Raw genomic sequence first — 22,458 nt, forward strand, 5'->3', positions numbered from 1 at the left:
CTTAGTTTTCGTCCTCAAGACGCACACGCATCTCGCGCAAAACGGGCAAGGCGCTTTTGACTTTGTCGTGACCGATGGCGTCCACCACATCGCTCAGGATCGGGGCAATCGCCGCAAGTGCTGCGTCACGCGCGGCACGGCCCGAGGGCGAAATCGAGACGAATTTCCGGCGCGCATCGTCCCAATCGGGACGCACATGGATATGGCCCGCCCACTCCAGTTTGTTGAGCGTGTTGGTCATCGCCCCGCGCGTGAGGTGAAACGCCCGCGCCAATTGGGCCGGAGACCGTTCATCCCCTGCCCGCGCAAGGTGATTGAGCACCGAGAAGTGGCTGATTTCCATCCCGCGCGGCAAAGCTTTGGTCAGGCGGTTGCGCGCCAGTTGATCCGCCATAAAAATTTCGGAAAACAGCGCCACAGCCAGAGAGTCATTTGTAACATTTTCACTCATTGGGGCGCCTCTAACGTCCGATCATGCGTCAATGACGGGATGCGCAACCTTGCATCCTGAACGGCCGGTAGATCGAAATCCACAAATCCAACGCCGACCTCTGTACCGCCGTCGAATAGTATCTCACCCCACGGGGAAACGGCAAGGGAGTGACCGTAAGTTTGCCGTTTTGTTGCATTTTTTTCACGGTGTGCGCCTGTTTGCGCAGGAGCAAACACAAACGATCCTGTTTCAATTGCCCGCGCACGCAACAAAACGTCCCAATGGGCGGCCCCTGTCACCGGCGAAAATGCCGATGGGACTGTTAAAATTTCTGCACCCGCTTTGGCCAACGTGCGATAGAGAGAGGCAAAGCGCAGATCATAGCAAACACTCATCCCGATCGCACCCAGCGGCGTGTGCGCCACAACGGCGCGATCACCCGGCCGGTAACCCGCCGACTCGCGATAGCTTTCGGTGGCGCTGACGGTCACGTCGAACATATGCGCTTTGTCGTACCACGCCGCGATTTCCCCTGTTGGCGACACCAAAAACGACCGATTGGCAAAACGCCCGTCCGGATCATTGGTTTTCAGCGCCAAGGACCCGACCAAGACCCAAACCTTGCGCAATTTGGCAAAATCACAAATTGCGGCAAGCGTTGGATCATCAGCTTGTCCTCTCAAGACCGCCATTTGATGCGCACGGTCGGTCGAAACACAATTGGTCACTTCGGGCGTCAAAATGATTTCCGCACCGCCATCCGCCGCCTCATTCAAAAACGACAGGGTGTCGGCCAAGTTGGCGACAGGATCGTCACTTGAATTTAGCGTGATGAGGGCGGCACGGGTCACAGGTTAACCCGCCAATAGCGCATCAAGTTTCCCCGCACGCTCCAGAGCATGAAGCTCGTCGCTACCGCCCACATGGGTCGAACCAATAAAGATTTGGGGAACGGTGTGGCGACCATGCGCCTTTTCCATCATTTCGGACCGGCGCGACGGATCACGCATCACGTCGATATTCGTGTAGGTGACACCTTTTTTGTCCAAAAGTCGCTTTGCTGCGATGCAAAACGGGCAGGTTGGTGTGGTGTAAAGGGTAACAGGCTGCATTGCGGATTCCTTGTACGTTTTGGCGGACTATAAGGATTCAGCGCTCCCTGGCAACGCGTGCAAGCACCACCACATCAACACGTGATGCACCGGCATCGCGACAGACCTGTGCACAGGCGTTCAAGGTTGCTCCTGTCGTCATCACATCATCAACCAACAAAACAGGCCGCCCCTTTAAAACATGTGCATGTTTGGGCGTTATTTTCAGGGCATTATTAACGACATCACGTCGCGCGAGCGCGTTCAGTCCATCAAGGCTTCTGGTCCGTTTGGCACGCGTCAGCAAATTGCAAACATGCTGCGCCCCCGTGCGCTTCGCCACCTCATGTGACAACAGAAGTGACTGGTTATACCGCCGCCGCAAGAGCCGCACCCAGTGCAGCGGAACGGGTGCAATGAGGGTATCGTTGGCAATAAGCGGGGCGGCCGATTTGGCCAGCCACGCACCCAAAACAGGCGCAAGGTCGGTACGGTCCCCGTGTTTGAAACTCAGCACAAGCGATCGCCCCACACCCGCGTATTGCATCACGGCCCGACCTTTGGACCATACCCGCGACACCACAAGGCAATCATCACACAAATCGCCTTCCCGCGCCTCCCCCATCAGGGGCCGGCCACAGGCATCACACGGATGATCAATGACAAAATCCGTCTGCGCCCAACATGTCGGACACAACCCGTAATCCGCGTCGATATAGACATCACAGTTCAGGCACTGGGGTGGGTAGAGAAGTGTCGCGAGTGTTTTCATTTCCGCTTCCGTTTCCTAGAGTGCGCAAAATCTACAAAGGACATGAAATGGCCGCTCACCCCCCTCTCATCAATCGCGAGACGTTAGACCAACATCGCCGCCGCGCAGAGCGCGCAAAGGGGGACTTTTTCCTCCACGACGAAGTCCGTCTTGAGGTCGAAGATCGCCTTGATATGGTTAATAAATCGTTTCACGATGTTGCGGTGGTCACAGGGTTTCCCGATCTGTGGAAAGCATGGCTCCCCGATGCGACCGTAATCGAGGACACCGATACACTTGCCCTGCCCGAAGGTCAGTTTGATCTCGTTATTCACGCAATGGCGCTGCATTGGGCCAATGATCCCGTTGGCCAACTCATCCAATGCAACCGCGCGCTACGCCCTGACGGGCTAATGCTCGCTATGTTTCTTGGCGACGAGACCCTTAAAGAGTTGCGCAGTAGCCTTGCCGAAGCTGAAATCTCACTGTCCAACGGCCTTTCTCCCCGCATTTTGCCGATGGGGGAAATCCGTGACTTGGGTGCGCTGTTGCAACGCGCCTCGTTTGCTCTCCCCGTTGCGGACAAGGTGGTTCGAAAAGCCAGTTATGCGACCCTGAAGCGGCTCATGCATGATCTGCGTGCAATGGGCGAGACCGCGGCCCTCACGCAAAGCAAGCGCACATTTACTCCCAAGACCCTGTTCGAGTTGACCGAGAAAGTCTACCGCGACAATTTCTCCGAGGATGGCCGCCTCATCGCAACGTTTGATCTGGTGTGCCTCACGGGATGGGCGCCGGACGAAAGTCAGCCCAAACCGCTCAGACCCGGCAGTGCAAGATCGCGACTTGCCGACGCACTTGGCACAAATGAGCTAAAACTACCCGAAAGTGGACGCCGTTGATATTGACCGCACGCCCGAACGCACTAAGCCTACAGAACAAAGATATGGAAGGGACACCATGGGAAAGATGAAGCCGACGCGGATCAATACGAACGCGCCAGACGCCACATGCCCCGCGCATGCGCAGACAGACCACCCGAAGATTCCAAAGGAAAAGATCGGCATCCTGTTGGCCAACCTCGGCACACCCGATGCAACGGATTATTGGTCGATGCGCCGCTACCTCAACGAATTTCTGTCTGACGAACGTGTCATCGACTACCCGAAATGGAAATGGCAACCCATCCTGCAAGGCATCGTCTTGACCTTTCGCCCGTCAAAATCCGGCGCGGCCTATCGTTCGATCTGGAACGAGGAGGCAAATGAAAGCCCCCTCATGACGATCACAAAGGATCAGACAAAAGCGATCACAAAACAGATCAAGGCCAAGCACGGCGATCATGTCATGGTCGATTTCTGCATGCGCTACGGCAACCCGTCGACCAAATCGAAAGTGGCCCATATGGTCGCACAGGGCTGTACAAAAATCCTGTTCTTTCCGCTTTACCCGCAATACGCGGGGGCGACGGTTGCCACGGCCAATGACCAGTTTTTCCGCGCCTTGATGGAAGAAAACTGGCAACCTGCATCCCGCACTGTCCCACCGTACTTTGACGAACCCAAATACGTTGACGCCCTCGCGGCCTCGGTCGAAAGCGCCTATGCCGATGCGGAACGCAAGCCTGACATTCTGATTTGTTCGTATCACGGGCTTCCCGAACGCTACCTCAAAGAGGGCGGTGATCCATACCATTGCCAGTGTCACAAAACGACACGCCTGCTCAAGGAACGTCTGGGGTGGGATGACACACAGATTATGACGACGTTCCAATCCAAATTCGGACCAGAGGACTGGCTACAACCCTACACGGTCGAGGAGGTGGCGCGGCAAGCAGAAGCCGGCAACAAAAGCATCGCCGTATGCGCACCGGCTTTCTCCGCCGACTGCATTGAAACCCTCGAAGAGATCAACGAAGAGATCAAAGAGAGCTTTGAGGAGGCGGGCGGCGAGGAATTTCTCTACATTCCTTGCCTCAATGATGATCCCGCACACATCGACGCGCTCGTCCATGTGATCGAGAAAAACCTCGCAGGCTGGATCTGATCTAGGCGACCATAAAACCCAAAACAAAAGGCGGCTCCAATCGGGCCGCCTTTTTCAATTCAATCTGTGAGGTCGCTCAGATCAACAAAACCTGAGTGCCTGTTTTGGCCAACTCATACAGCTCCGCAATGTGTTCATTGTACAGACCAATGCATCCGTTCGACGACTGACGTCCGATTTTACGCGTGTCGTGCGTGCCGTGAATACGGTAATATTGCCAACTCAGGTAAAGCGCGTGCGTGCCGAGCGGATTGTTCGGACCCGGGCCGACAAACTCGGGCCACTCGGGGTTGCGAATGCGCATCGACGGTGTGGGCGCCCAACTTGGCCCCTCAACCTTACGGATAATTTCCGTGCGCCCGCGACGGGTCAAATCTTCGGTGAGTGGCACGGAGGTCGGGTAGAGTTTATAAATCGTCTCTGCCTCATTCCAATAATGAAGCGCACGCGACGTTGTATCGACAAGAATTGCACCGTTTCTCAAAGAATCGAAATACGGATGCCAGTCGAGCGACCGGAAACTGGAGATATTGCGGCGGACCGACTCGGATAAATCGCGTTCAACTTCGGTCGAATCATCCGTCTGGGCAAACGCCGGAGCCGCCAAGGTTGCCGCCCCCGCAGCCAAAAAAGCGCGGCGTCCAATGATGTTGTTAGGCGTTTTCGACATATTGGTCGTCCATGTTTGTTTGAAATCATTGCCTCTCTATATATGGCGCGATTGCCGCAGTCGCAATTCAAACAATCGCGAGAAGCGGAATCACGCGAACGCCATTTGATCCACCTCGCAAAACGCGCTAGTTGACCTGAGAACAGAATTTGGAGTGTCTCATATGACGCGGTTTTTTGCCATTTTGACGATTTTTGCACTCGGCCTCACTGCCTGTGCCGCACCGCCAGAACAACTTGGACCGGACGGGAAGCCGTTGCCACGCGTCTATCGAATCGCCAATCGCGATGAGGCCAAGATCGAATATCGTATGCTCGACTCGATCAATGCACTGCGCTCCGCGGCCGGCCGTGATGCGGTTGAATTGAACGCCAACCTGAACGCCGCCGCCGCGACCCATTCGCGCGACATGCAGGTTCAGAACCGTCCATGGCATTTTGGATCTGACGGATCCTCCCCCATCAGCCGCGTCGCACGGTCGGGTTATTCGGGTGTCATGCTCGGTGAAAACATTTCCGAAACCTATGAAACGGAACTTGAAACGCTGTCTGCGTGGATGGAACAATCCGACACCCGCGATATCATCCTTGATCGTCGCGCCACGGATATGGGATTTGCCTGGTATCAGGAGAGCAACGGCAAACTTTGGTGGACGCTCATCCTTGGCGGACGCTCCGGTGGCACGGCGCTCGCCGCCAACTAACCGTTACGGGTAGATATCGATCTGGGTTCCGAGCGGAACCATCATGTAAATCTCTTCGATGTGACGGTCTTTCACGGCAATACAGCCTGCCGTCCAGTCACGTCCCTTACCTCTATTCTGGCGGGCGCGGCCGTGGATGAAAATATCCCCGCCCGCCCGTTTCCCATTGGCGCGCGCATATTCAACATCCTGAAGATTCGGGTACGAAATGCCGATCGACAGATGAAAGGCCGAATTCGGGTTCCGCTTGTCGATAATATAGCTGCCTTCGGGCGTTTTGCCGTCACCCTCGAACCGCTTCGGCCCCGCGGGTGCCGACCCAAGGCCAACCTTGTAATCTTTTACGACCGTGTCGCCGCTCAAAAGGTAAAGACGGCGGCGGCTTTTGTGCAAAACCACGCGTGTGATCTCAGGACCGGTATAGGGCTTAAGCTCACGCGCAAATCCGATGCCCGGGACACCCGCAACCGCAGCAAGACAACAAATAAAATGACGACGGTGCATGCTCATGCCCTTGATTGGTTTTGGCCGCTGATACACCAATCCCATTCATCCACAAACACAATGTTGATCACATTCGCGCAAACCGTGCGGCGATCTCGACATGCGCCGACCAACGGAACTGATCGACCACTTCAAGCCAGTCCAACACAAACCCCGCATCCATCAAAACCCGCGCATCACGTGCGAATGTCACCGGATTACAGGACACAAACCCGATCACACGGGTATCACTTTTGGCCAATTCATCCGTTTGCGCCGCAGCCCCCGCACGTGGCGGGTCCATGACAACCGCTTCGAATTTGGCCAACTCGTCTTTCAAAAGAGGGCGTCGGAACAAATCGCGTGTTTCTGTTGTGACAACTTTGAGACCACGCGCCTCACGCCACCCCGCATCCAGTGCCGCCATCATTGCATCCACATCCTCGACCGCATGAACCCGCGCATGTTCGGCGAGCGGAAGGCTAAATGTCCCGCACCCCGCGAAAAGATCGACGATCGACTTCGCAGGTCCGACAGCGCGGCGCATCGCATCAACCAAAACACCCTCACCATGCGTTGTGGCCTGCAAAAAGGCTCCCGCCGGCGGAACCACTTTGGCTGCACCAAAAAGCTGATAGGGCAGTCCGTTTTGCGCAATAACTTCGCCATGCCAAACAAGTCGAATTAGACCCGAATTCGGCACAAATTCTGCCAATTCTGACCGAAATCCAAGATCAAGATCTTTTCCGTTTTCAACAGAGACATCCAATCCCCCCGCCACTTCGGTAACGGTGAGGGTCATTTGGCCACGTCTTGTCGCACCAAGCACAACAAGCGCCCGAAGCATTTCAAACCCGTCCATGATACGCGCCGACATCAGTTTACAGTCAGGAATATCATGCAAAATATCACTCGCCCGTCCAAACAGACCCAAGGTGGCCCCGTTTTTTGTCCGCTTGCCGTGAAACACGGCGCGGCGGCGCGATCCGGCAGGCGAGGTATGAATCGCCGCGATATCCACAGCAATATTTTGATGCTTTAGCGCGGTCGCGACCACATCACACTTCCACTGCGACACAAAATCATCGGACGCATGTTGAAGCGAGCAGCCGCCACAGACGTTGTAATGGCGGCACGGTGCTTTGACCCGATTACCGGATGGCGTCAAAATGCGCGGCTTGGCAATGCGCCCATCGACGACATCCCCCTCGATCACCTCACCCGGCAATGTTTGGGGCGCGAAAACGGGTCCATCGGCGATGCCGTCACCTTGGTGGCCAAGGCGTTCGATTGTTACATGCACCACGTCAGGTATCCCCTAAATAGTCAGAAAGAAGGTTCGGTTTTGTGAGGTCAAAGTGTGAATTGATCCACCTTTGCTCCATCTGTTTAAGCGCGCGCCCAAGGGCCGGACCCTCAAATGAGGGCGGCAGATCTCTTGCCTTTACAGGGAAAACCGCCGCCATTCCACGCTCGACTTCGCGGCGCCATCCATCTGGCAAACAGGTCTCGAACATGGCAGACCTGAGATAGGTCGCGGCGACAGCAATTGCGCCGCCATAACGGTAAGCGAGACTGTCAATCGCTTCGCTTGACCCCATCGCGGCACGCAGCAACTCCAATTTGGCCGCCTGTTTTTTCGACAAACGCAACCGTTCGGACACATCCACGCCGCCCATCGCCGCAAGACGCACAACCGGATCAGGATCGGCCCCAAGCACCGAGAGCGCAAAGACGGTTTTGCATCCGGCTCCCGGTAACAATCGCGCCAGAACACCCGATTGCTCCATCGCACCCAAAGCCGTTTCCGGATGTGGCGCGGCCAACAGTTTGAGAAACTCGGCCCCGACCCGTTCCCGCGACAACTGGTCCAACCCGTCCAAATTCGCCGCACAGGCCGCTAACCCGTCCGCATCCAATCCGTCCGCATCATCGCCATACCACGCATGAAACCGGAAAAATCGCAGGATACGCAGATAGTCTTCACGAATGCGGGTTTCCGGAGTTTCAATGAACCGCACACGACGGCGCTCCAGATCAGACAAGCCGCCAACAGGATCGTAAATCACGCCCGTAGCATCACAGTACAGCGCATTTATCGTGAAATCGCGCCGAAAAGCATCATCCGCCATTGTCTCGGAAAACTGCACGACGGCGCGACGTCCATCGGTCTCGATGTCTTTGCGAAACGTCGTAACTTCGAACGGCGCACCCCCCAAAACAACCGTGACCGTCCCGTGCTCAATCCCTGTCGGAACGACCTTGACCCCTGACGCTTCAAAGACACCGACAACCTGATCCGGCCGCGCCGACGTCGCAATATCGAGGTCGGACACAGGCACCCCGAGCAATGTATTGCGCACGCTTCCGCCCACCACATAGGCCTCATAGCCCGCGCCCGTGAGCGTCGATAGAACCAACTGTGTGTTTGGGGCGGTTAACCAAGGCGCGTTTAAAAGCGTCACTGTGAAACCCTTTCCGCTAACCCTTTGAGAACGCGCGCGGTCGCACCCCAAATGTAATAGGGGCCGCAGGGAACCGTATAATAGGATCGCATCGTTCCGCGCCACATGCGTTGTTCGATACGAAACCTGGACGGATCAAGAACAGCATCAACAGGAACCTCGAAAAGCTCCGCCACTTCACCCACCTCGCAAACAGCGTCAAAATCGGCTCTAATCCGGCCCAAAATCGGGACCATGGAATATCTGCTCACCGTTTCATGTGGCGGCAATTGGCCTAGAACCTCGACGTTATCAGCAGTCAGGCCAATCTCTTCATGTGCCTCGCGCAGCGCTGTCGCGATCACATCCGTGTCCCCCTCATCCATTCGACCCCCGGGAAAAGCAATTTGCCCCGGGTGGTGTTTAAGATGCGAGGCCCGTTTGGTCAGGATCAGGTTTAAACCTGAGGGACGCTCGATAAAGGCGACCAAAACACCCGCCGTACGCAGTTGCGACGCGGCAAATCTGTCTGCGTTAGGATTGAGATCAAAGTCGGAGGTTTCCCGCCCCTCGGCCTCAAGCCCACGCACAAGGCGTTTGATATCAATCGCCACTGCCATCCGACGTGTCCTTTGCCTCGAACCCCAATGTCGCCGGATCCAAAACGTAATGCGCGCCACAGAACTGGCAATCTGCGGTCACATCGCCATTTTCCGTTGTCATATGAGCAAGGTCTTTCGCGGAATAGATCGACAGGCTTTGGCGCACGCGGTCCTCGGAGCACCCACATCCAAACCGAACCGATTGTGCATCGAACACACGCGGCTGATCCTCATGGAACAGCCGTACCAACAAATCAGTTGGAGGAACGCTTGGCCCGATAAGTTCAAGATCATCGACGGAATCGAGCAAAATATTTGCGCGGTTCCAGTTTTCCTCGTCATCCCCATCAAGCAGGTCGACCGCAGACACCAAAACAGGGTCTTCGCCGTCTTTTGGCTTCATCAGTGGCGATGCTTTTGGCATTTTTTGCAACATCACGCCGCCCGCACGCCACGCCTCGCTTCCTCCGGCCATTCGGGATTTCCCAAAGGAAACAGAGAACCGCGTTGGCAATTGCTCGGACTGCGCAAAATAGGTCTCCGCACAGGCAGAGATAGAATCCCCCGCAAGCGGTGTGATCCCCTGATAGGGCGTAGAGCCTTTGCCTTGGTCAATCAGGATGGCAAAGTATCCCTTGCCAACCAACTCTTCAAAGGTCTCGGCATCTGCCAATTTTTCCGCATCAAAGGAAGCATAAGCACGCATCGTTGCGGGTTCACCTTCGGCTTGGGGGGCAATAAAATCGGTGGCAACAATACGGGCCGCGCCATTGCCCCGAATTTGCAACGACAATTTCCACCGCAGCTTGATTGTCTGGCCGATCATCGCCGTCAAAAGGGCCATTTCAGCCACAAGTGCCTCGATTTTATCGGGGTAATCATGTTGCTCCAGAATTTTTTCGAGCACACCATCAAGGCGCGCAACGCGACCACGCACGTCAGACGCATCAAGTTGAAAAGGGAGGATCGTGTCATCCCATGCAATTTTTGAACCGAGCATTTAGGCTTTCCCTGAGTTGAAGGGGTTGGCATACCTTTTTCACGCTAAACCCACAAGTTCGTCGAGGGGCTCAAGGTAGATATGAGAAAATATGGTGATCCACAAAAATCCGGCGTGCGATATACGAGACGCCCCGGAGCTTATGCACTGCTTCCGTTAGATGGGAAGCTTCTCGTCACCTATCAAGGCGGAAGCCAAAACGAATTTCAACTGCCGGGTGGCGGTATTGATTCCGGGGAAACAGCCATTGCCGCCCTACATCGCGAGGTATGGGAGGAAACGGGATGGCGGATCGCCCAACCGCGCTTTGTCGGGCGATTTCGGCGATATGCATATCTTCCCGAATACGACATGTGGGCAGAAAAGATTTGTCTGATTTATACCGCCCGCCCCGTGCGAAAGCTTTGTGACCCGATTGAACCTAACCACACCGCTCATTGGATCACACCCGAGAGTGCGGCAACCGGATTAGGAAACGCGGGGGATCGTGCCTTTGTCGCATCCCTTATTTAGGGTCGAATTCCAACATCAAAGCCGAAACATCATCATCAAAATCACGATCGTTTCCGAACGCACTCACATCCCACAAAAACGTATCAAAAAAGGCATTTCCGCTTTGATCTCTGAGGTTCTCCACAATCCCCTTTAGCCCATGTTCATCCAACATTTCGCCGCTATCATCCATGCATTCCGTAACGCCGTCAGAATAGAGAATGACCCGCTGCTTTGGCTTCAAAGTGATAGTGACATCTTCAAAGGTCGCGTTCGGAATGAGCCCAACGGGCAATCCCCCATCACCGAAAAAGGTAACCGAGCCATCTTCGCTTTGAAGAAGCGGATGCGGATGGCCCGCTTGGGTAATCACCAACTCGCCCGTTGAAAAATCAAAATGCCCGAGCGTCATCGTAAAATAGAGATCCGTCTCCATCTCTTCTAACATCAGTTTATTGAGGGTTGCGGCGACCTTTGCCGGACGAATGGCCTTGGGCGAGCCATCATCAGCACGTTCAATCGCGATATTTTGCTCGGGCGTCGAGCCACTAAAATAGGCCGCAAGACGCGCGGTCATCAACGCCGACGCAACCCCGTGTCCCGAAACATCGAGCGAAAACAGACCAAAGCAAGTCTCGGTAATCGGGTAAAAACCAACGAGATCACCACCCACGTGGCCGCTCGGCTTTAGCATCAACGAGACCTGCGCATTGCCAAAGTCGCGATGACGCTCGCGAATCAAAGATTGCTGAAGACGCCGTGCCTCGATCAGATCCTTATCAAGCGAGTCATAGAGGTCCGATATCTCTTGGAATGTCTTCGACACAAGCCGGTTTTTCTCGGTCAGCTCGCGTTCCATTTTCAAAATGCGCTCACCCGCCCGAATTCGCGCCAAAAGCTCGTCACTCGACACAGGTTTAGACAGAAAATCATCGGCACCGACATCCAGCCCCTGCGCAATCTCGGCCTTATCGGATTTGGAGGTTACGAGGATAAAGTAACCGTAATGCTCGCGCTCCAACTCCCTAAAAATACGTAGAAAATCAAGGCCAGTCACCTCCGGCATAACCCAGTCGGAAATGACCAGATCAATCTCTTCGTTGCGGCAAATCTCTATGGCGGCCTCACCCGATCCGGCCTCAACCACCTCGTAGCCCCATCGCTTCAAATGAGAGGCAAGGATTTTTCGTTGCGCCATAGAGTCATCAACCACGAGTACGCGATTGACGACACCCCGCTCGGGAACGGCCTGCAAAAGAGTGTTTTTAGATTGGACAAGCGCCACGCGGTGCTCCTTATCGAATTTAGCCGATTTTCCCCGATCGACCTTAAGGCTCCCTTAAATCTAAAATTGTTTACTTCCGATCAGTTCGCTCACTGGATCAAAGCCATTTTGCGGTCACATAATTCCAACCGGAGACACCATGATCAACATATCCAGCTTAAAAACACTCGAAGATGAAATTGGCTCCGAAGATTTCATGGAGGTCGCAACCCTGTTCCTGTCCGAAATGGATGAGGCCGTTTCGAAACTTCCACAGATCACGGACGCCGTCACAATGGGCGACACGCTGCACTTTCTAAAAGGTGCGTCCCTCAATCTGGGCCTCACCGCATTTTCCGAACTGTGCATTTCCGGCGAGGCGTCCGCCAAAACGGGCAAAGTCGACGCCATTGATGTTACAAAAATCTCTGCGGTTTATCACGCCTCACGTGCGCAACTAACCGAATACCTCGGCGGCTCCGGCACCACGGCATAAACGCTTAAAGCACAAATTCAGCCAATGCCTCGTCATTGGTAATGTCACGATGCACCAATCCGGCATCTTCCATTTTTGCGAACAGGATTTTGAAGTTCTTGGAATCTTTGGTTTCAATCCCGATCAACACGGAGCCAAAGTTACGCGCCGATTTTTTGAGGTATTCAAACCGGGAAATGTCATCTTGTGGGCCAAGCATGTCGAGAAACTCGCGCAGCGCACCGGGGCGTTGTGGCAAGCGCATAATGAAGTATTTCTTGAGCCCCAAAAACCGTTGGGCGCGTTCACGCACTTCGGGCAGCCGTTCAAAATCAAAATTACCACCAGACGTCACGCACAAAACCCGTTTGCCTTTGATCACATCCGCCAAATCACGCAAAGCGTCGACCGTCAGTGCGCCGGCAGGTTCCAAAACGATACCCTCGACGTTGAGCATCTCGACAATCGTCGTGCAAATGCGGTCCTCTGACGCGGCCAACACATGGTCCTGTTTAATATGGCGCAGCGTTTCAAACGGGAGCGCCCCGATCCGCGCAACTGCGGCCCCATCTACAAAACTATCAACCAAAGACAGCGTTGTGGGCGCACCTTCGATCAACGCCGCCTTAAGCGATGCCCCGCCCTTTGGCTCAACCAGATAGACCTCGGTGTGAGGCCAGAATTCGGGCAGGTATTGCAAAACACCCGCCGACAATCCGCCGCCACCGACCGGCAAAAGAACAATATCAGGGGCTTGTGGCATCTGACGCACGGCCTCGACCGCAACGCTCGCCTGACCCTCAATCACATGAGGATCATCAAACGGCGCGAGAAAATGCCCGCCTTGCGCAGCACAATAGGCTTTGGCGGACGCGAGTGTGTCGTCAAAATAGTCCCCAACCAAGCGGATTTCGATCATATTGCCGCCAAAGGTGCGGGTCTTGTCGATCTTTTGCTGCGGTGTTGTCACGGGCATAAAAACCACGCCACGCACCCCGAACTCACGGCATGCATAGGCCATGCCCTGCGCATGGTTTCCCGCAGAGGCGCACACAAACAGTGACACATCCGGCGTTTTCTCACGGGCCCGATGCATCGCATGCCACGCCCCGCGGATTTTGTAGGATCGCACGGGGGTCAGATCTTCGCGTTTGAGCCAGATGTCGGCATCGAATTGCGCCGACAAATGATCGTTTCGCGCACAGGGCGTTGGTTCAAACAGCTGCCGCACAAAGGTCTCGGCACTCTCTGCGCGGGATTTAAACGTCTCGTTACTCATCGACGCGCCTCATCATTCGACAGTTTGTAGATGGTCGAGAAGACACTCACCCCCACCATCAACATCACCCAACCGCTGGCAAGGCTATACAGCGTGGTCAAAAGGGCGCTCGACGCGAACAGCATACCGACCTGTTGAAGCACAAACCCCGCAAGCGTTGCCAGTAGACCAACCTGAAAAACGGCGGTCTTAATCGGTGCGGTTTTTCGCCATGCTGCGCCAATGCCGATCCCCTCGCCCAACGCCGCTGCCGGTAGCACGGGAGACACCCGATAAACGACATAGGTGATCGGAACGAGGAGCGCGAAATAGCCCATCATGATAAGGCTCGACCCGCCCATCATCGCGAGTGGAGACAGCACCACAGACGCGACAAGCAAGATCACAACCACAATCACACCAATCAACAGGCTCATCAAGAAATACGCCATAACCCGCGCACCGTTCAACGGCGGGATCAATGTCGCGGGACGTTCGCCCAGAATGATAAAACGGTGCCATGCGACCGCCACCCACAGGGAAATAACCAGTGTCGCCATGTTCAAAAGGAACATCCATTTGATCAATCCGACAGGGAGCGCGGCCGGGGTTTCGAGGTCACCCATTGAAACGCCGCCAAAGTTCCCCAAAAACACCACCTGCGCGGCGGTGACACCGATCCACAAAAGGCCGGACGTCGCCAATGCGTCGTTGAGATTTTTGAACACATCGTCAATCGCTGTCTTGAGTATTTGAAAACCGGTCATCAGGTCCCTCATTCATCCATTTGAGATTAGACTTAAGTCTTTTCACACCAAACAGAAAGCATTCAGGTGTGAAACCTTGCTCTTCGGGCCAAAACCCGATAATCGCCCAAGCGATATCCGAAAAAGGAATGCCCCCATGTCTGCGCCCAAAACGTCTGCGCCTAAAAAAGTTGTTCTGGCCTACTCCGGTGGTCTCGATACGTCCATCATTCTTAAATGGCTCCAGACCGAATACGGTTGCGAGGTTGTCACCTTCACCGCCGACCTCGGTCAGGGCGAAGAGCTTGATCCCGCTCGCAAAAAAGCAGAGATGCTTGGCATCAAACCGGAAAACATTTTCATCGAAGATGTGCGCGAAGAGTTCGTACGTGATTTCGTCTTCCCGATGTTCCGCGCCAATGCGCTGTACGAGGGTCAATACCTCCTCGGCACGTCCATTGCCCGCCCGCTGATTTCCAAACGTCTTGTCGAGATCGCCGAGGAAACCGGCGCGGATGCCGTGGCGCACGGTGCAACCGGCAAAGGCAACGATCAGGTCCGTTTCGAACTGGCCGCCTATGCGCTCAACCCCGATATCAAGGTAATCGCGCCATGGCGTGAGTGGGATTTGACCTCGCGTACCAAACTTCTTGAATTCGCAGAGAAAAACCAGATCCCCGTGGCCAAGGACAAACGTGGCGAGGCTCCGTTCTCCGTCGATGCCAACCTGCTGCACACCTCATCCGAGGGCAAGGTTCTGGAAGATCCCGCACAGGAAGCACCCGAGTACGTGTATCAACGCTCTGTTTCACCAGAAGATGCACCCAACGAGCCCGAGTTCATCGAAGTGACCTTTGAAAAGGGCGATGCGGTTGCGATCAATGGCACGCCGATGTCACCCGCCACCGTTCTCACCGAGCTGAACGAATATGGTCGCAAGCACGGGATCGGGCGTCTTGATTTCGTCGAAAACCGGTTCGTCGGAATGAAATCGCGCGGCATCTACGAGACACCCGGCGGCACGATCCTGCTCGAGGCGCACCGCGGCATCGAACAGATCACTCTCGACAGCGGCGCGGGTCACCTCAAAGACAGCCTGATGCCACGCTACGCCGAACTGATCTACAACGGGTTCTGGTATAGCCCCGAGCGTGAAATGCTTCAGGCCGCCATCGACAAAAGCCAGGAGCACGTCACAGGCACCGTGCGCCTGAAGCTTTACAAAGGGTCCGCCGTCACCGTGGGGCGTTGGTCAGAGCACTCGCTCTACTCCGAAGCTCACGTGACCTTTGAAGATGACGCAGGTGCTTATGACCAAAAGGACGCAGCGGGCTTTATCCAGCTCAACGCATTGCGTCTGAAGCTTCTCGCCGCGCGCAACCGCCGCCTGAAATAAGGGGTCGGCAAAGTGTCGGACATGTGTCGGACCTTTGTCGGGCATCACAAAATGCAATCGGGGCGCCAGTGGCGCCCCTTTTCTTGTCCGGTCCGAAAAAATCAGGCTGAAAACGCCGCGACCTCATCCGCTGTCGGGATCGCATCCGCCGTCCCTTTTCTGGTGACTTTCAACGCCGCCGCCTGAGAGGCCCACTCCATCGCGTCCTTTATCGTCAGGCCCTCGTCCAGACCCGCCGCGACATAGCCGATGAATGTGTCTCCCGCCGCCGTGGTGTCGACAGGCGTCACTTTGGGTACGGACACCTCGATCACTTCGCCGGTCTCGTTGGATCGCCACATCGCACCCTTACTGCCAAGGGTCACAATCAACTGTGGCACAGGCAACTTGTCGAGCGTCACACCCAACGCCGATGTCAATTGCGCCGCCTCAACCGAATTCATAACCAGAATCGACACATCCGAAATGACATTGGTCACCGCCGTCACATCAAAGGGCGCCGCCGAATAGATCACCCGCATCTTCTTGACCAAGGCGAACCGAGCGGCGTGATCTTGCAGGTTGGTTTCGTTTTGCAGCAAAAGCGTATCGCCCTCTTGCGCGTTATCAATCGCGTCAAGCACAGCTTCGGCATCTTGTTTCACGTTCACACCAGGTTGCAACACGATGGTGTTCTCGCCCGCAGCATCCACATTGATAATCGCGTGACCGGTAACCCCCGCGACATCATGCACATAGGTTGTGTCGACGCCGTAAGAATTCATGCGCTCACGCACCCAGTCATCGTCTTTGCCAATTGCACCGATGTGAAACACCTGCGCCCCTGCTTTTGCCGCGGCGACAGATTGATTGGTGCCTTTCCCGCCGAGCCCGAGCGCGTGATCCGAGGCATGCAGTGTCTCGCCCGGCTTCGGAAAGTGGGGAAGCGTATAGAAATGATCGATATTCACCGACCCGAGATTGTAGATCGCCATACGCGTTCCCCTTCAGTTTATGACTGACCGACTTTGCAAGCCGCCAGGATCGCCATGTTCATGATGTCGTTTACCGTCGAAACAGTTGAACAAACCTGAATAGGTTTATCCACCCCTGTCAGAATTGGACCGATGACTGTTGCCCCTGCCATTTCCTGCATCAGCTTCACAGAAATGGACGCAGAGTGCCGCGCCGGAACCACAAGGATATTCGCCGGACCGGTCAGACGACAGAACGGATAGGCCCCCTGTGCATCTGCGTTCAACGCCACATCAACCGTCATTTCGCCATCGTATTCAAAATCCACGTTGCGCGCATCAAGCACCTTTGGCGCGAGGTGCATCTTTGTTGCACGCTCGGACACCGGATAGCCGAAGGTCGAAAACGATGCAAAGGCGACGCGCGGTTCGATGCCCATCGAGCGGGCAACTTTGGCCGCTGCCTCGGCAATATCGGCAAGGTCGTTTTCATCCGGCCATTCATGCACCAAGGTATCCGCAACAAACACGATCCGTCCGTTGTGAATAAGCGCACTCACCCCGATCGCGCCGTCCTCGGCCGTGGCATCAAACACCGTGTTGATCCGGTCCAGAACATGCGCCGATTTGCGTGTCGCCCCGGTAACAAGACCGTCCGCATGGCCATGCGCCAACATCAATGCCGAAAAGGTGTGGCGATCGCGGGCCGCGAGGCGATGAATGTCCTTTTGATCGTGACCAGACCGTTGAAGCCGCTGATAGAGAAAGGTTTTATACTCTTCGAGATGCGGCGTGTTGGCGGCATTGACGATTTCCAGCTCCCCCGCCGCATCTGCCAAACCCGCCTCTTTGAGCTTGGCACTCACATCTTCGTCCCGCCCGACCACAAGCGCCTTGCCGTAGCCGCCGCGCTGATACGCAACCGCAGCGCGTAGAATGCGTGGGTCATCCCCCTCGGCAAAGAGCATTGTCGCTTGTGCCTGACGCGCACGGGCATAAAGCCCCTGAAGGATCTGCGCCGTTGGATCCATGCGGGCCTTTAGCCCGTGGGCGTATCCCTCCATGTCCACAATAGGCCGACGCGCAACACCCGTATCCATGCCCGCTTTCGCAACGGCGGGGGGAATGGTGTAGATCAATCGCGGATCAAAGGGCGTCGGGATAATATAGTCACGCCCGAAACTCAGCGAGCGTCCGTAAGCCAAGGCAACCTCATCCGGCACATCCTCGCGGGCAAGTGCGGCAAGGGCCTCGGCACAGGCAATTTTCATCTCGTCGTTGATCGCGCGCGCATGAATGTCGAGCGCCCCGCGGAACAGGTACGGAAAACCGAGCACGTTGTTCACCTGATTGGGATAATCAGAGCGCCCTGTCGCCACAATCACATCCTCGCGCACCGCATGGGCGTCCTCGGGGGTGATTTCGGGATCGGGGTTGGCCATTGCGAAGATCACCGCATTTGGAGCCATCGCCGCCACCATGTCCGGCGTCACGGCCCCTTTTGCCGAAACGCCAAGGAACACATCGGCGCCCTCCATGGCCTCGCTCAAGGTGCGCGCATCGGTTTTGGCCGCATGGGCAGATTTCCACTGGTTCATACCTTCGGTGCGACCTTGGTAGATCACGCCCTTGGTGTCACACATGATGCAATTGTCATGCTTGGCGCCCATCGATTTGACAAGCTCCAGACAGGCAATACCCGCCGCACCCGCACCGTTGAGAACAATTTTACAATCCTCGATACGCTTTCCGGAAATATGCAAAGCATTGATCAGACCGGCCGCGCAAATCACCGCCGTACCGTGCTGATCATCATGGAAGACAGGGATGTCCATTTCTTCCTTGAGCTTCTGTTCGATGATGAAACATTCGGGTGCCTTGATATCCTCAAGGTTGATCCCGCCAAAGGTCGGCCCCATCAGTTTGACCGCCTGAATGATCTGTTCGGGGTCTTCGGTATCAAGCTCGATATCGATCGAGTTCACATCGGCGAACCGTTTGAACAAAACCGCCTTGCCTTCCATCACCGGCTTGGACGCCAATGCCCCGAGATTACCAAGACCAAGCACCGCCGTGCCGTTGGAAATCACCGCCACAAGGTTCCCCTTGTTGGTGTAATCATAGGCCGTTTCGGGGTTTTCCGCGATGGCCTCACAGGGGACCGCAACACCGGGCGAATACGCCAGAGACAGATCGCGTTGGGTCGACATCGGCACACTCGGCGCAACGTCAAATTTCCCCGGACGCGGGTCCATGTGAAATGCGAGGGCTTCCTCGCGGGTTTGTGTAATCTTGGGCATTCAGGTGGGCCTCCTCTTTCCCAGTCGCACTTTCATATCGGGACAGGCGGGCCATCTCAACAAAGAACACCACATCCCCTTTACGCCGCTGCGCCGACAGGTAAGTTGTGGGCCACTCATTTAGGGGATTGTCGTGGCCGACGCAGAGCACAAAGTAACACCGATGATGGCGCAATATCTGGAAATCAAATCCAGACACCGCGATGCTTTGCTGTTTTACCGGATGGGCGATTTTTACGAACTGTTCTTTGATGATGCTGTTGCCGCATCCGCCGCCCTCGACATCGCCCTGACCAAACGCGGCAAACACGAAGGCGACGACATCCCGATGTGTGGCGTCCCCGTTCATGCCGCCGAAGGCTATTTGCTCACCCTGATCCGGAAAGGGTTTCGTGTCGGCGTTTGCGAGCAACTCGAAAGCCCCGCCGAGGCGAAAAAGCGCGGCGCGAAATCCGTTGTGAAACGCGACGTCGTACGCCTCGTCACCCCCGGCACATTGACCGAAGAGAGCCTTTTGGACGCCCGCCGCCACAACTTTCTCGTGGCCTTTGCCGAAATCCGTGATGAGGGCGCACTGGCATGGGTCGATATCTCGACCGGTGAATTTCATGTGATGCCCTGCCCGCTTTCGCGGCTTGCGCCCGAACTGGCCCGCCTGAACCCGTCCGAAATTCTCCTGTCCGAGAGTTTTGGCGCGAATTGGGCCGAGTTAGTGCCTGATTTTGCCGATTGCGTCACGCCCCTGTCCCGTGCGTCATTTGACAGCACATCCGCACAAAAACGCCTGACCGACCTGTTCAAGGTCGCCTCTCTCGATGCCTTTGGCGGGTTTTCCCTCAGCGAAGTCTCCGCAATGGGTGCGGTCATCGACTATCTGGAAATCACCCAAAAGGGGAAATTGCCACTCATCCGCCCTCCGGCAAAGGAAATCGCACGCGGGAATATGCAGATTGACGGGGCCACACGTCGCAACCTCGAAATTACACGATCCCTGTCAGGGGGGCGTGATGGATCCCTTGTGAGTGTCATGGACCGTACCGTGACCGCGGCCGGTGGTCGCCTTTTGGAAAGACGGCTTTCCAGTCCCTCTTGCGATGTTGACGTGATCAACCACCGCCTCGATGCCGTAAATTTTGCGGTAGACAACCGCGCACTTACCAACACCCTGCGCGATGCCTTGCGCAACGTGCCAGACATTGAACGCGCCTTGTCACGGATTGGTCTGGAACGTGGCGGCCCACGTGATCTCGCCGCGATCCGCAATGGCCTTATCGGGGCGGAGACCATCGCGGACACCCTACCGCGAGATGCCATTCCGACCCTAATCCGGCAGAATATGACGTTTTTAACCGGACACACCGACCTCATTGACCTGCTTGATGCCGCACTTGTTGCCGAGCCACCCCTTCTGGCGCGTGATGGCGGGTTTATCGCGACAGGGTATCACGCGGAACTCGAAGAGTGCCGAAAACTACGCGACGAGGGGCGCGGCGTCATTGCCTCCCTCCAATCCGACTATGCAACTATCGCGGGCGTTCAGGCGCTTAAGATCAAGCACAACAACGTGCTCGGCTATTTCATCGAAACCACAACCACCCACGCCGACAAAATGCTGTCTCCGCCGCTCAACGAGACCTTTATTCATCGCCAAACCACCGCCAATCAGGTGCGTTTCACGACGTTGGAACTGTCCGAGCTCGAGACAAAAATCCACAATGCCGGCGGTCGGGCGCTCGAAATCGAGAAACATCTATTCTCGGACCTGTGCGCACGCATTCTCGAACATGCGCCGCAGATCACCGACACCGCCCGCGCGCTCTCTGAAATTGACCTCGCGACATCACTTGCCGACCTTTCCACCTCCGAAAACTGGGTGCGTCCTGTGGTGGATTCGGGTCGAAAACTGGACATTCAGGGCGGGCGACATCCCGTGGTGGAACGCGCCCTGCGCAAACAGGGCGGCGAGACATTTGTTGCCAACAATTGCGACCTGTCTGACGGGCGTGACGGCGCGGCGATCTGGCTTCTCACCGGTCCGAACATGTCGGGTAAATCGACGTTCCTGCGCCAGAACGCGCTCATCGCGCTCATCGCACAGATGGGGTCCTACGTACCGGCATCCTTGGCGCACATCGGGATCGTGTCACAACTGTTTTCACGCGTGGGCGCGTCGGATGATCTGGCCCGTGGGCGGTCGACCTTTATGGTCGAGATGGTTGAAACAGCGGCGATCCTTAACCAGGCGGATGATCGTGCGCTTGTTATTCTTGACGAAATCGGGCGCGGAACGGCGACGTATGACGGCCTGTCCATCGCATGGGCAACGCTTGAACATCTGCATGATGTGAACAAATGCCGCGCCCTGTTTGCAACGCACTACCACGAGATGACCGCGCTTTCCGAAAAGCTCGACGGTGCCGAAAATGCCACCGTCACCGTCAAGGAATGGGATGGCGACGTCATTTTCCTTCACGAAGTGCTCAAAGGCAAAGCCGACCGGTCCTATGGTGTTCAGGTCGCACGTCTGGCGGGTCTGCCGGCCTCCGTGGTGGAACGCGCAAAAATCGTGCTTGAGGCACTTGAAAGCGGCGAGGCCGAAAACGCCAAAAATCCAAAGGCAATCATCGATGACCTACCGTTGTTCGCCGCCTCCCCCGCACCACAAAAAGCACCAACACCAAAAGGCCCATCCGAACTCGACAAAAAACTCGCCGGAATTTCTCCCGACGAGTTGACGCCCCGAGAGGCACTTCAATTGCTCTATGAGCTCAAAACACTATCCGGTGTTTAGGCGGGTGTGGATGACACCCCGACCTGCGCGGGGCGCAACAGCCGATCGTGGATCATGAACCCGACATTCATCACCTGAATGATGTCGCCCGCTTTGGTCGCGGGAACGGCCGCCTCGAACATTGCCTCGTGCATGTTCGGATCGAACTTTTCACCTGGCTCGGGTGAAATCACCTCGATGCCGTGACGACCAAAAACGGACAAAAGCTCGCGCATGGTCAGCTCGATACCTTCGATCAAAGCGGCCTGTGCTTCGCGTTGCTCATCGGTGATCACATCAACCGCACGTTTCAGGTTGTCGAAAACAGGCAGCATGTCGCGAGCCAGTTTCGATCCACCGTAATTTTCGGCCTCGCGGCGATCACGCTCCGCACGTTTACGCACGTTTTCCGTTTCGGCCATGGCACGCATGAAACGGTCGCGAAACTCGTCACGCTCGGCGCGCGCAGTTTCAAGCTCATCCACTTCTTCGTCCAACGCGTCATCCAGTTCATCAATGTCGATCTGATCCTCGGAATCGAGGTTATCATCGTCAAAATTTAGGTCTTTCGGGTCCGTCAT

General features: G+C 55.8%; 23 protein-coding genes. 7 read left to right on the top strand and 16 right to left on the bottom strand.

Features of this window, described 5'->3' with window-relative positions:
- Nucleotide 1 precedes the first annotated feature (1 nt).
- From ACN0Q0_RS04210 to ACN0Q0_RS04225, 4 genes are read right to left on the bottom strand one after another with little or no spacing between them, the layout of a single operon-like run.
- A complete protein-coding gene (locus ACN0Q0_RS04210; protein ID WP_417242116.1) occupies nucleotides 2-451 on the bottom strand; it encodes a MarR family winged helix-turn-helix transcriptional regulator in 450 nt (149 codons plus the stop codon).
- Nucleotides 448-1,284 (bottom strand): carbon-nitrogen hydrolase family protein, encoded by an 837-nt coding sequence (locus ACN0Q0_RS04215; RefSeq protein ID WP_417242117.1) that lies wholly within the window; start codon nucleotides 1,282-1,284, stop codon nucleotides 448-450. The genes ACN0Q0_RS04210 and ACN0Q0_RS04215 overlap by 4 nt, the downstream gene beginning before the upstream one ends.
- 3 nt (nucleotides 1,285-1,287) lie before the next feature.
- Nucleotides 1,288-1,545 (bottom strand): glutaredoxin 3, encoded by a 258-nt coding sequence (gene grxC, locus ACN0Q0_RS04220; RefSeq protein WP_417242118.1) that lies wholly within the window; start codon nucleotides 1,543-1,545, stop codon nucleotides 1,288-1,290.
- Nucleotides 1,546-1,582: 37 nt separating this feature from the next.
- Entirely contained in the window at nucleotides 1,583-2,296 is a 714-nt protein-coding gene (locus ACN0Q0_RS04225) for a ComF family protein (protein WP_417242119.1), read from the bottom strand.
- Between the two features lie 47 nt (nucleotides 2,297-2,343).
- On the opposite strand from ACN0Q0_RS04225, the gene ACN0Q0_RS04230 reads away from it, so the two are divergent.
- The gene (locus ACN0Q0_RS04230; protein WP_417242120.1) at nucleotides 2,344-3,177 is read left to right on the top strand and encodes a methyltransferase domain-containing protein; all 834 of its coding nucleotides are present in this window, start codon (nucleotides 2,344-2,346) and stop codon (nucleotides 3,175-3,177) included.
- Nucleotides 3,178-3,235: 58 nt separating this feature from the next.
- Nucleotides 3,236-4,321, top strand: coding sequence for a ferrochelatase (gene hemH, locus ACN0Q0_RS04235; RefSeq protein WP_417242121.1), 1,086 nt, complete (start codon nucleotides 3,236-3,238; stop codon nucleotides 4,319-4,321).
- Between the two features lie 76 nt (nucleotides 4,322-4,397).
- Here hemH and ACN0Q0_RS04240 read toward each other — a convergent pair whose 3' ends face one another.
- Complete coding sequence (locus ACN0Q0_RS04240; RefSeq protein ID WP_417242122.1) at nucleotides 4,398-4,991, bottom strand: L,D-transpeptidase; 594 nt, start codon at nucleotides 4,989-4,991, stop codon at nucleotides 4,398-4,400.
- A 163-nt stretch (nucleotides 4,992-5,154) separates the two neighbouring features.
- On the opposite strand from ACN0Q0_RS04240, the gene ACN0Q0_RS04245 reads away from it, so the two are divergent.
- Nucleotides 5,155-5,694, top strand: a complete 540-nt coding sequence (locus ACN0Q0_RS04245) for a CAP domain-containing protein (RefSeq protein WP_417242123.1) — start codon at nucleotides 5,155-5,157, stop codon at nucleotides 5,692-5,694.
- A gap of 3 nt (nucleotides 5,695-5,697) precedes the next feature.
- Here the strand turns inward: ACN0Q0_RS04245 and ACN0Q0_RS04250 are convergent, their stop codons facing one another.
- The 5 genes from ACN0Q0_RS04250 to ACN0Q0_RS04270 form a co-directional block, all read right to left on the bottom strand.
- Nucleotides 5,698-6,198: a L,D-transpeptidase family protein gene (locus ACN0Q0_RS04250; protein ID WP_417242124.1), complete on the bottom strand. Its 501-nt coding sequence runs from the start codon at nucleotides 6,196-6,198 to the stop codon at nucleotides 5,698-5,700.
- A 67-nt stretch (nucleotides 6,199-6,265) separates the two neighbouring features.
- Nucleotides 6,266-7,483, bottom strand: coding sequence for a class I SAM-dependent RNA methyltransferase (locus ACN0Q0_RS04255; protein ID WP_417242125.1), 1,218 nt, complete (start codon nucleotides 7,481-7,483; stop codon nucleotides 6,266-6,268).
- 1 nt (nucleotide 7,484) lies between these two features.
- Nucleotides 7,485-8,642, bottom strand: a complete 1,158-nt coding sequence (locus tag ACN0Q0_RS04260) for a CCA tRNA nucleotidyltransferase (RefSeq protein WP_417242126.1) — start codon at nucleotides 8,640-8,642, stop codon at nucleotides 7,485-7,487.
- Complete coding sequence (locus tag ACN0Q0_RS04265) at nucleotides 8,639-9,241, bottom strand: CoA pyrophosphatase (protein ID WP_417242127.1); 603 nt, start codon at nucleotides 9,239-9,241, stop codon at nucleotides 8,639-8,641. The genes ACN0Q0_RS04260 and ACN0Q0_RS04265 overlap by 4 nt, the downstream gene beginning before the upstream one ends.
- Nucleotides 9,225-10,223 (bottom strand): Hsp33 family molecular chaperone HslO, encoded by a 999-nt coding sequence (locus ACN0Q0_RS04270; protein ID WP_417242128.1) that lies wholly within the window; start codon nucleotides 10,221-10,223, stop codon nucleotides 9,225-9,227. Before ACN0Q0_RS04270 ends, ACN0Q0_RS04265 begins: the two co-directional genes overlap by 17 nt.
- An 81-nt stretch (nucleotides 10,224-10,304) precedes the next feature.
- Here ACN0Q0_RS04270 and ACN0Q0_RS04275 point away from each other — a divergent pair, with 81 nt between their 5' ends.
- Nucleotides 10,305-10,736 (top strand): NUDIX domain-containing protein, encoded by a 432-nt coding sequence (locus ACN0Q0_RS04275; RefSeq protein ID WP_417242129.1) that lies wholly within the window; start codon nucleotides 10,305-10,307, stop codon nucleotides 10,734-10,736.
- Here the strand turns inward: ACN0Q0_RS04275 and ACN0Q0_RS04280 are convergent.
- Entirely contained in the window at nucleotides 10,729-12,000 is a 1,272-nt protein-coding gene (locus ACN0Q0_RS04280) for a PP2C family protein-serine/threonine phosphatase (RefSeq protein ID WP_417242130.1), read from the bottom strand. The genes ACN0Q0_RS04275 and ACN0Q0_RS04280 overlap by 8 nt on opposite strands.
- A gap of 139 nt (nucleotides 12,001-12,139) precedes the next feature.
- Between ACN0Q0_RS04280 and ACN0Q0_RS04285 the strand changes: the two genes are divergently transcribed.
- Nucleotides 12,140-12,475: an Hpt domain-containing protein gene (locus tag ACN0Q0_RS04285; protein WP_417242131.1), complete on the top strand. Its 336-nt coding sequence runs from the start codon at nucleotides 12,140-12,142 to the stop codon at nucleotides 12,473-12,475.
- A 4-nt stretch (nucleotides 12,476-12,479) separates the two neighbouring features.
- Here ACN0Q0_RS04285 and ilvA read toward each other — a convergent pair whose 3' ends face one another.
- Complete coding sequence (ilvA, locus tag ACN0Q0_RS04290; protein WP_417242132.1) at nucleotides 12,480-13,733, bottom strand: threonine ammonia-lyase IlvA; 1,254 nt, start codon at nucleotides 13,731-13,733, stop codon at nucleotides 12,480-12,482.
- Complete coding sequence (locus ACN0Q0_RS04295) at nucleotides 13,730-14,479, bottom strand: hypothetical protein (RefSeq protein ID WP_417242133.1); 750 nt, start codon at nucleotides 14,477-14,479, stop codon at nucleotides 13,730-13,732. Before ACN0Q0_RS04295 ends, ilvA begins: the two co-directional genes overlap by 4 nt.
- 136 nt (nucleotides 14,480-14,615) lie before the next feature.
- On the opposite strand from ACN0Q0_RS04295, the gene ACN0Q0_RS04300 reads away from it, so the two are divergent.
- Nucleotides 14,616-15,854: an argininosuccinate synthase gene (locus ACN0Q0_RS04300; RefSeq protein ID WP_417242134.1), complete on the top strand. Its 1,239-nt coding sequence runs from the start codon at nucleotides 14,616-14,618 to the stop codon at nucleotides 15,852-15,854.
- A 101-nt stretch (nucleotides 15,855-15,955) separates the two neighbouring features.
- Here the strand turns inward: ACN0Q0_RS04300 and ACN0Q0_RS04305 are convergent, their stop codons facing one another.
- Nucleotides 15,956-16,828, bottom strand: a complete 873-nt coding sequence (locus ACN0Q0_RS04305) for a ribokinase (protein ID WP_417242135.1) — start codon at nucleotides 16,826-16,828, stop codon at nucleotides 15,956-15,958.
- Between the two features lie 17 nt (nucleotides 16,829-16,845).
- Nucleotides 16,846-19,107: an NADP-dependent malic enzyme gene (locus tag ACN0Q0_RS04310; protein ID WP_417242136.1), complete on the bottom strand. Its 2,262-nt coding sequence runs from the start codon at nucleotides 19,105-19,107 to the stop codon at nucleotides 16,846-16,848.
- Between the two features lie 163 nt (nucleotides 19,108-19,270).
- On the opposite strand from ACN0Q0_RS04310, the gene mutS reads away from it, so the two are divergent.
- On the top strand, nucleotides 19,271-21,898 hold the full coding sequence (gene mutS / locus ACN0Q0_RS04315) for a DNA mismatch repair protein MutS (protein WP_417242448.1): 2,628 nt from the start codon (nucleotides 19,271-19,273) through the stop codon (nucleotides 21,896-21,898).
- On the opposite strand, the gene ACN0Q0_RS04320 is transcribed toward mutS, so the two are convergent.
- Complete coding sequence (locus ACN0Q0_RS04320; protein ID WP_417242137.1) at nucleotides 21,895-22,458, bottom strand: nucleotide exchange factor GrpE; 564 nt, start codon at nucleotides 22,456-22,458, stop codon at nucleotides 21,895-21,897. The genes mutS and ACN0Q0_RS04320 overlap by 4 nt on opposite strands.

It is taken from the genome of Celeribacter sp. (assembly GCF_048259695.1).
GTDB lineage: Bacteria > Pseudomonadota > Alphaproteobacteria > Rhodobacterales > Rhodobacteraceae > Celeribacter.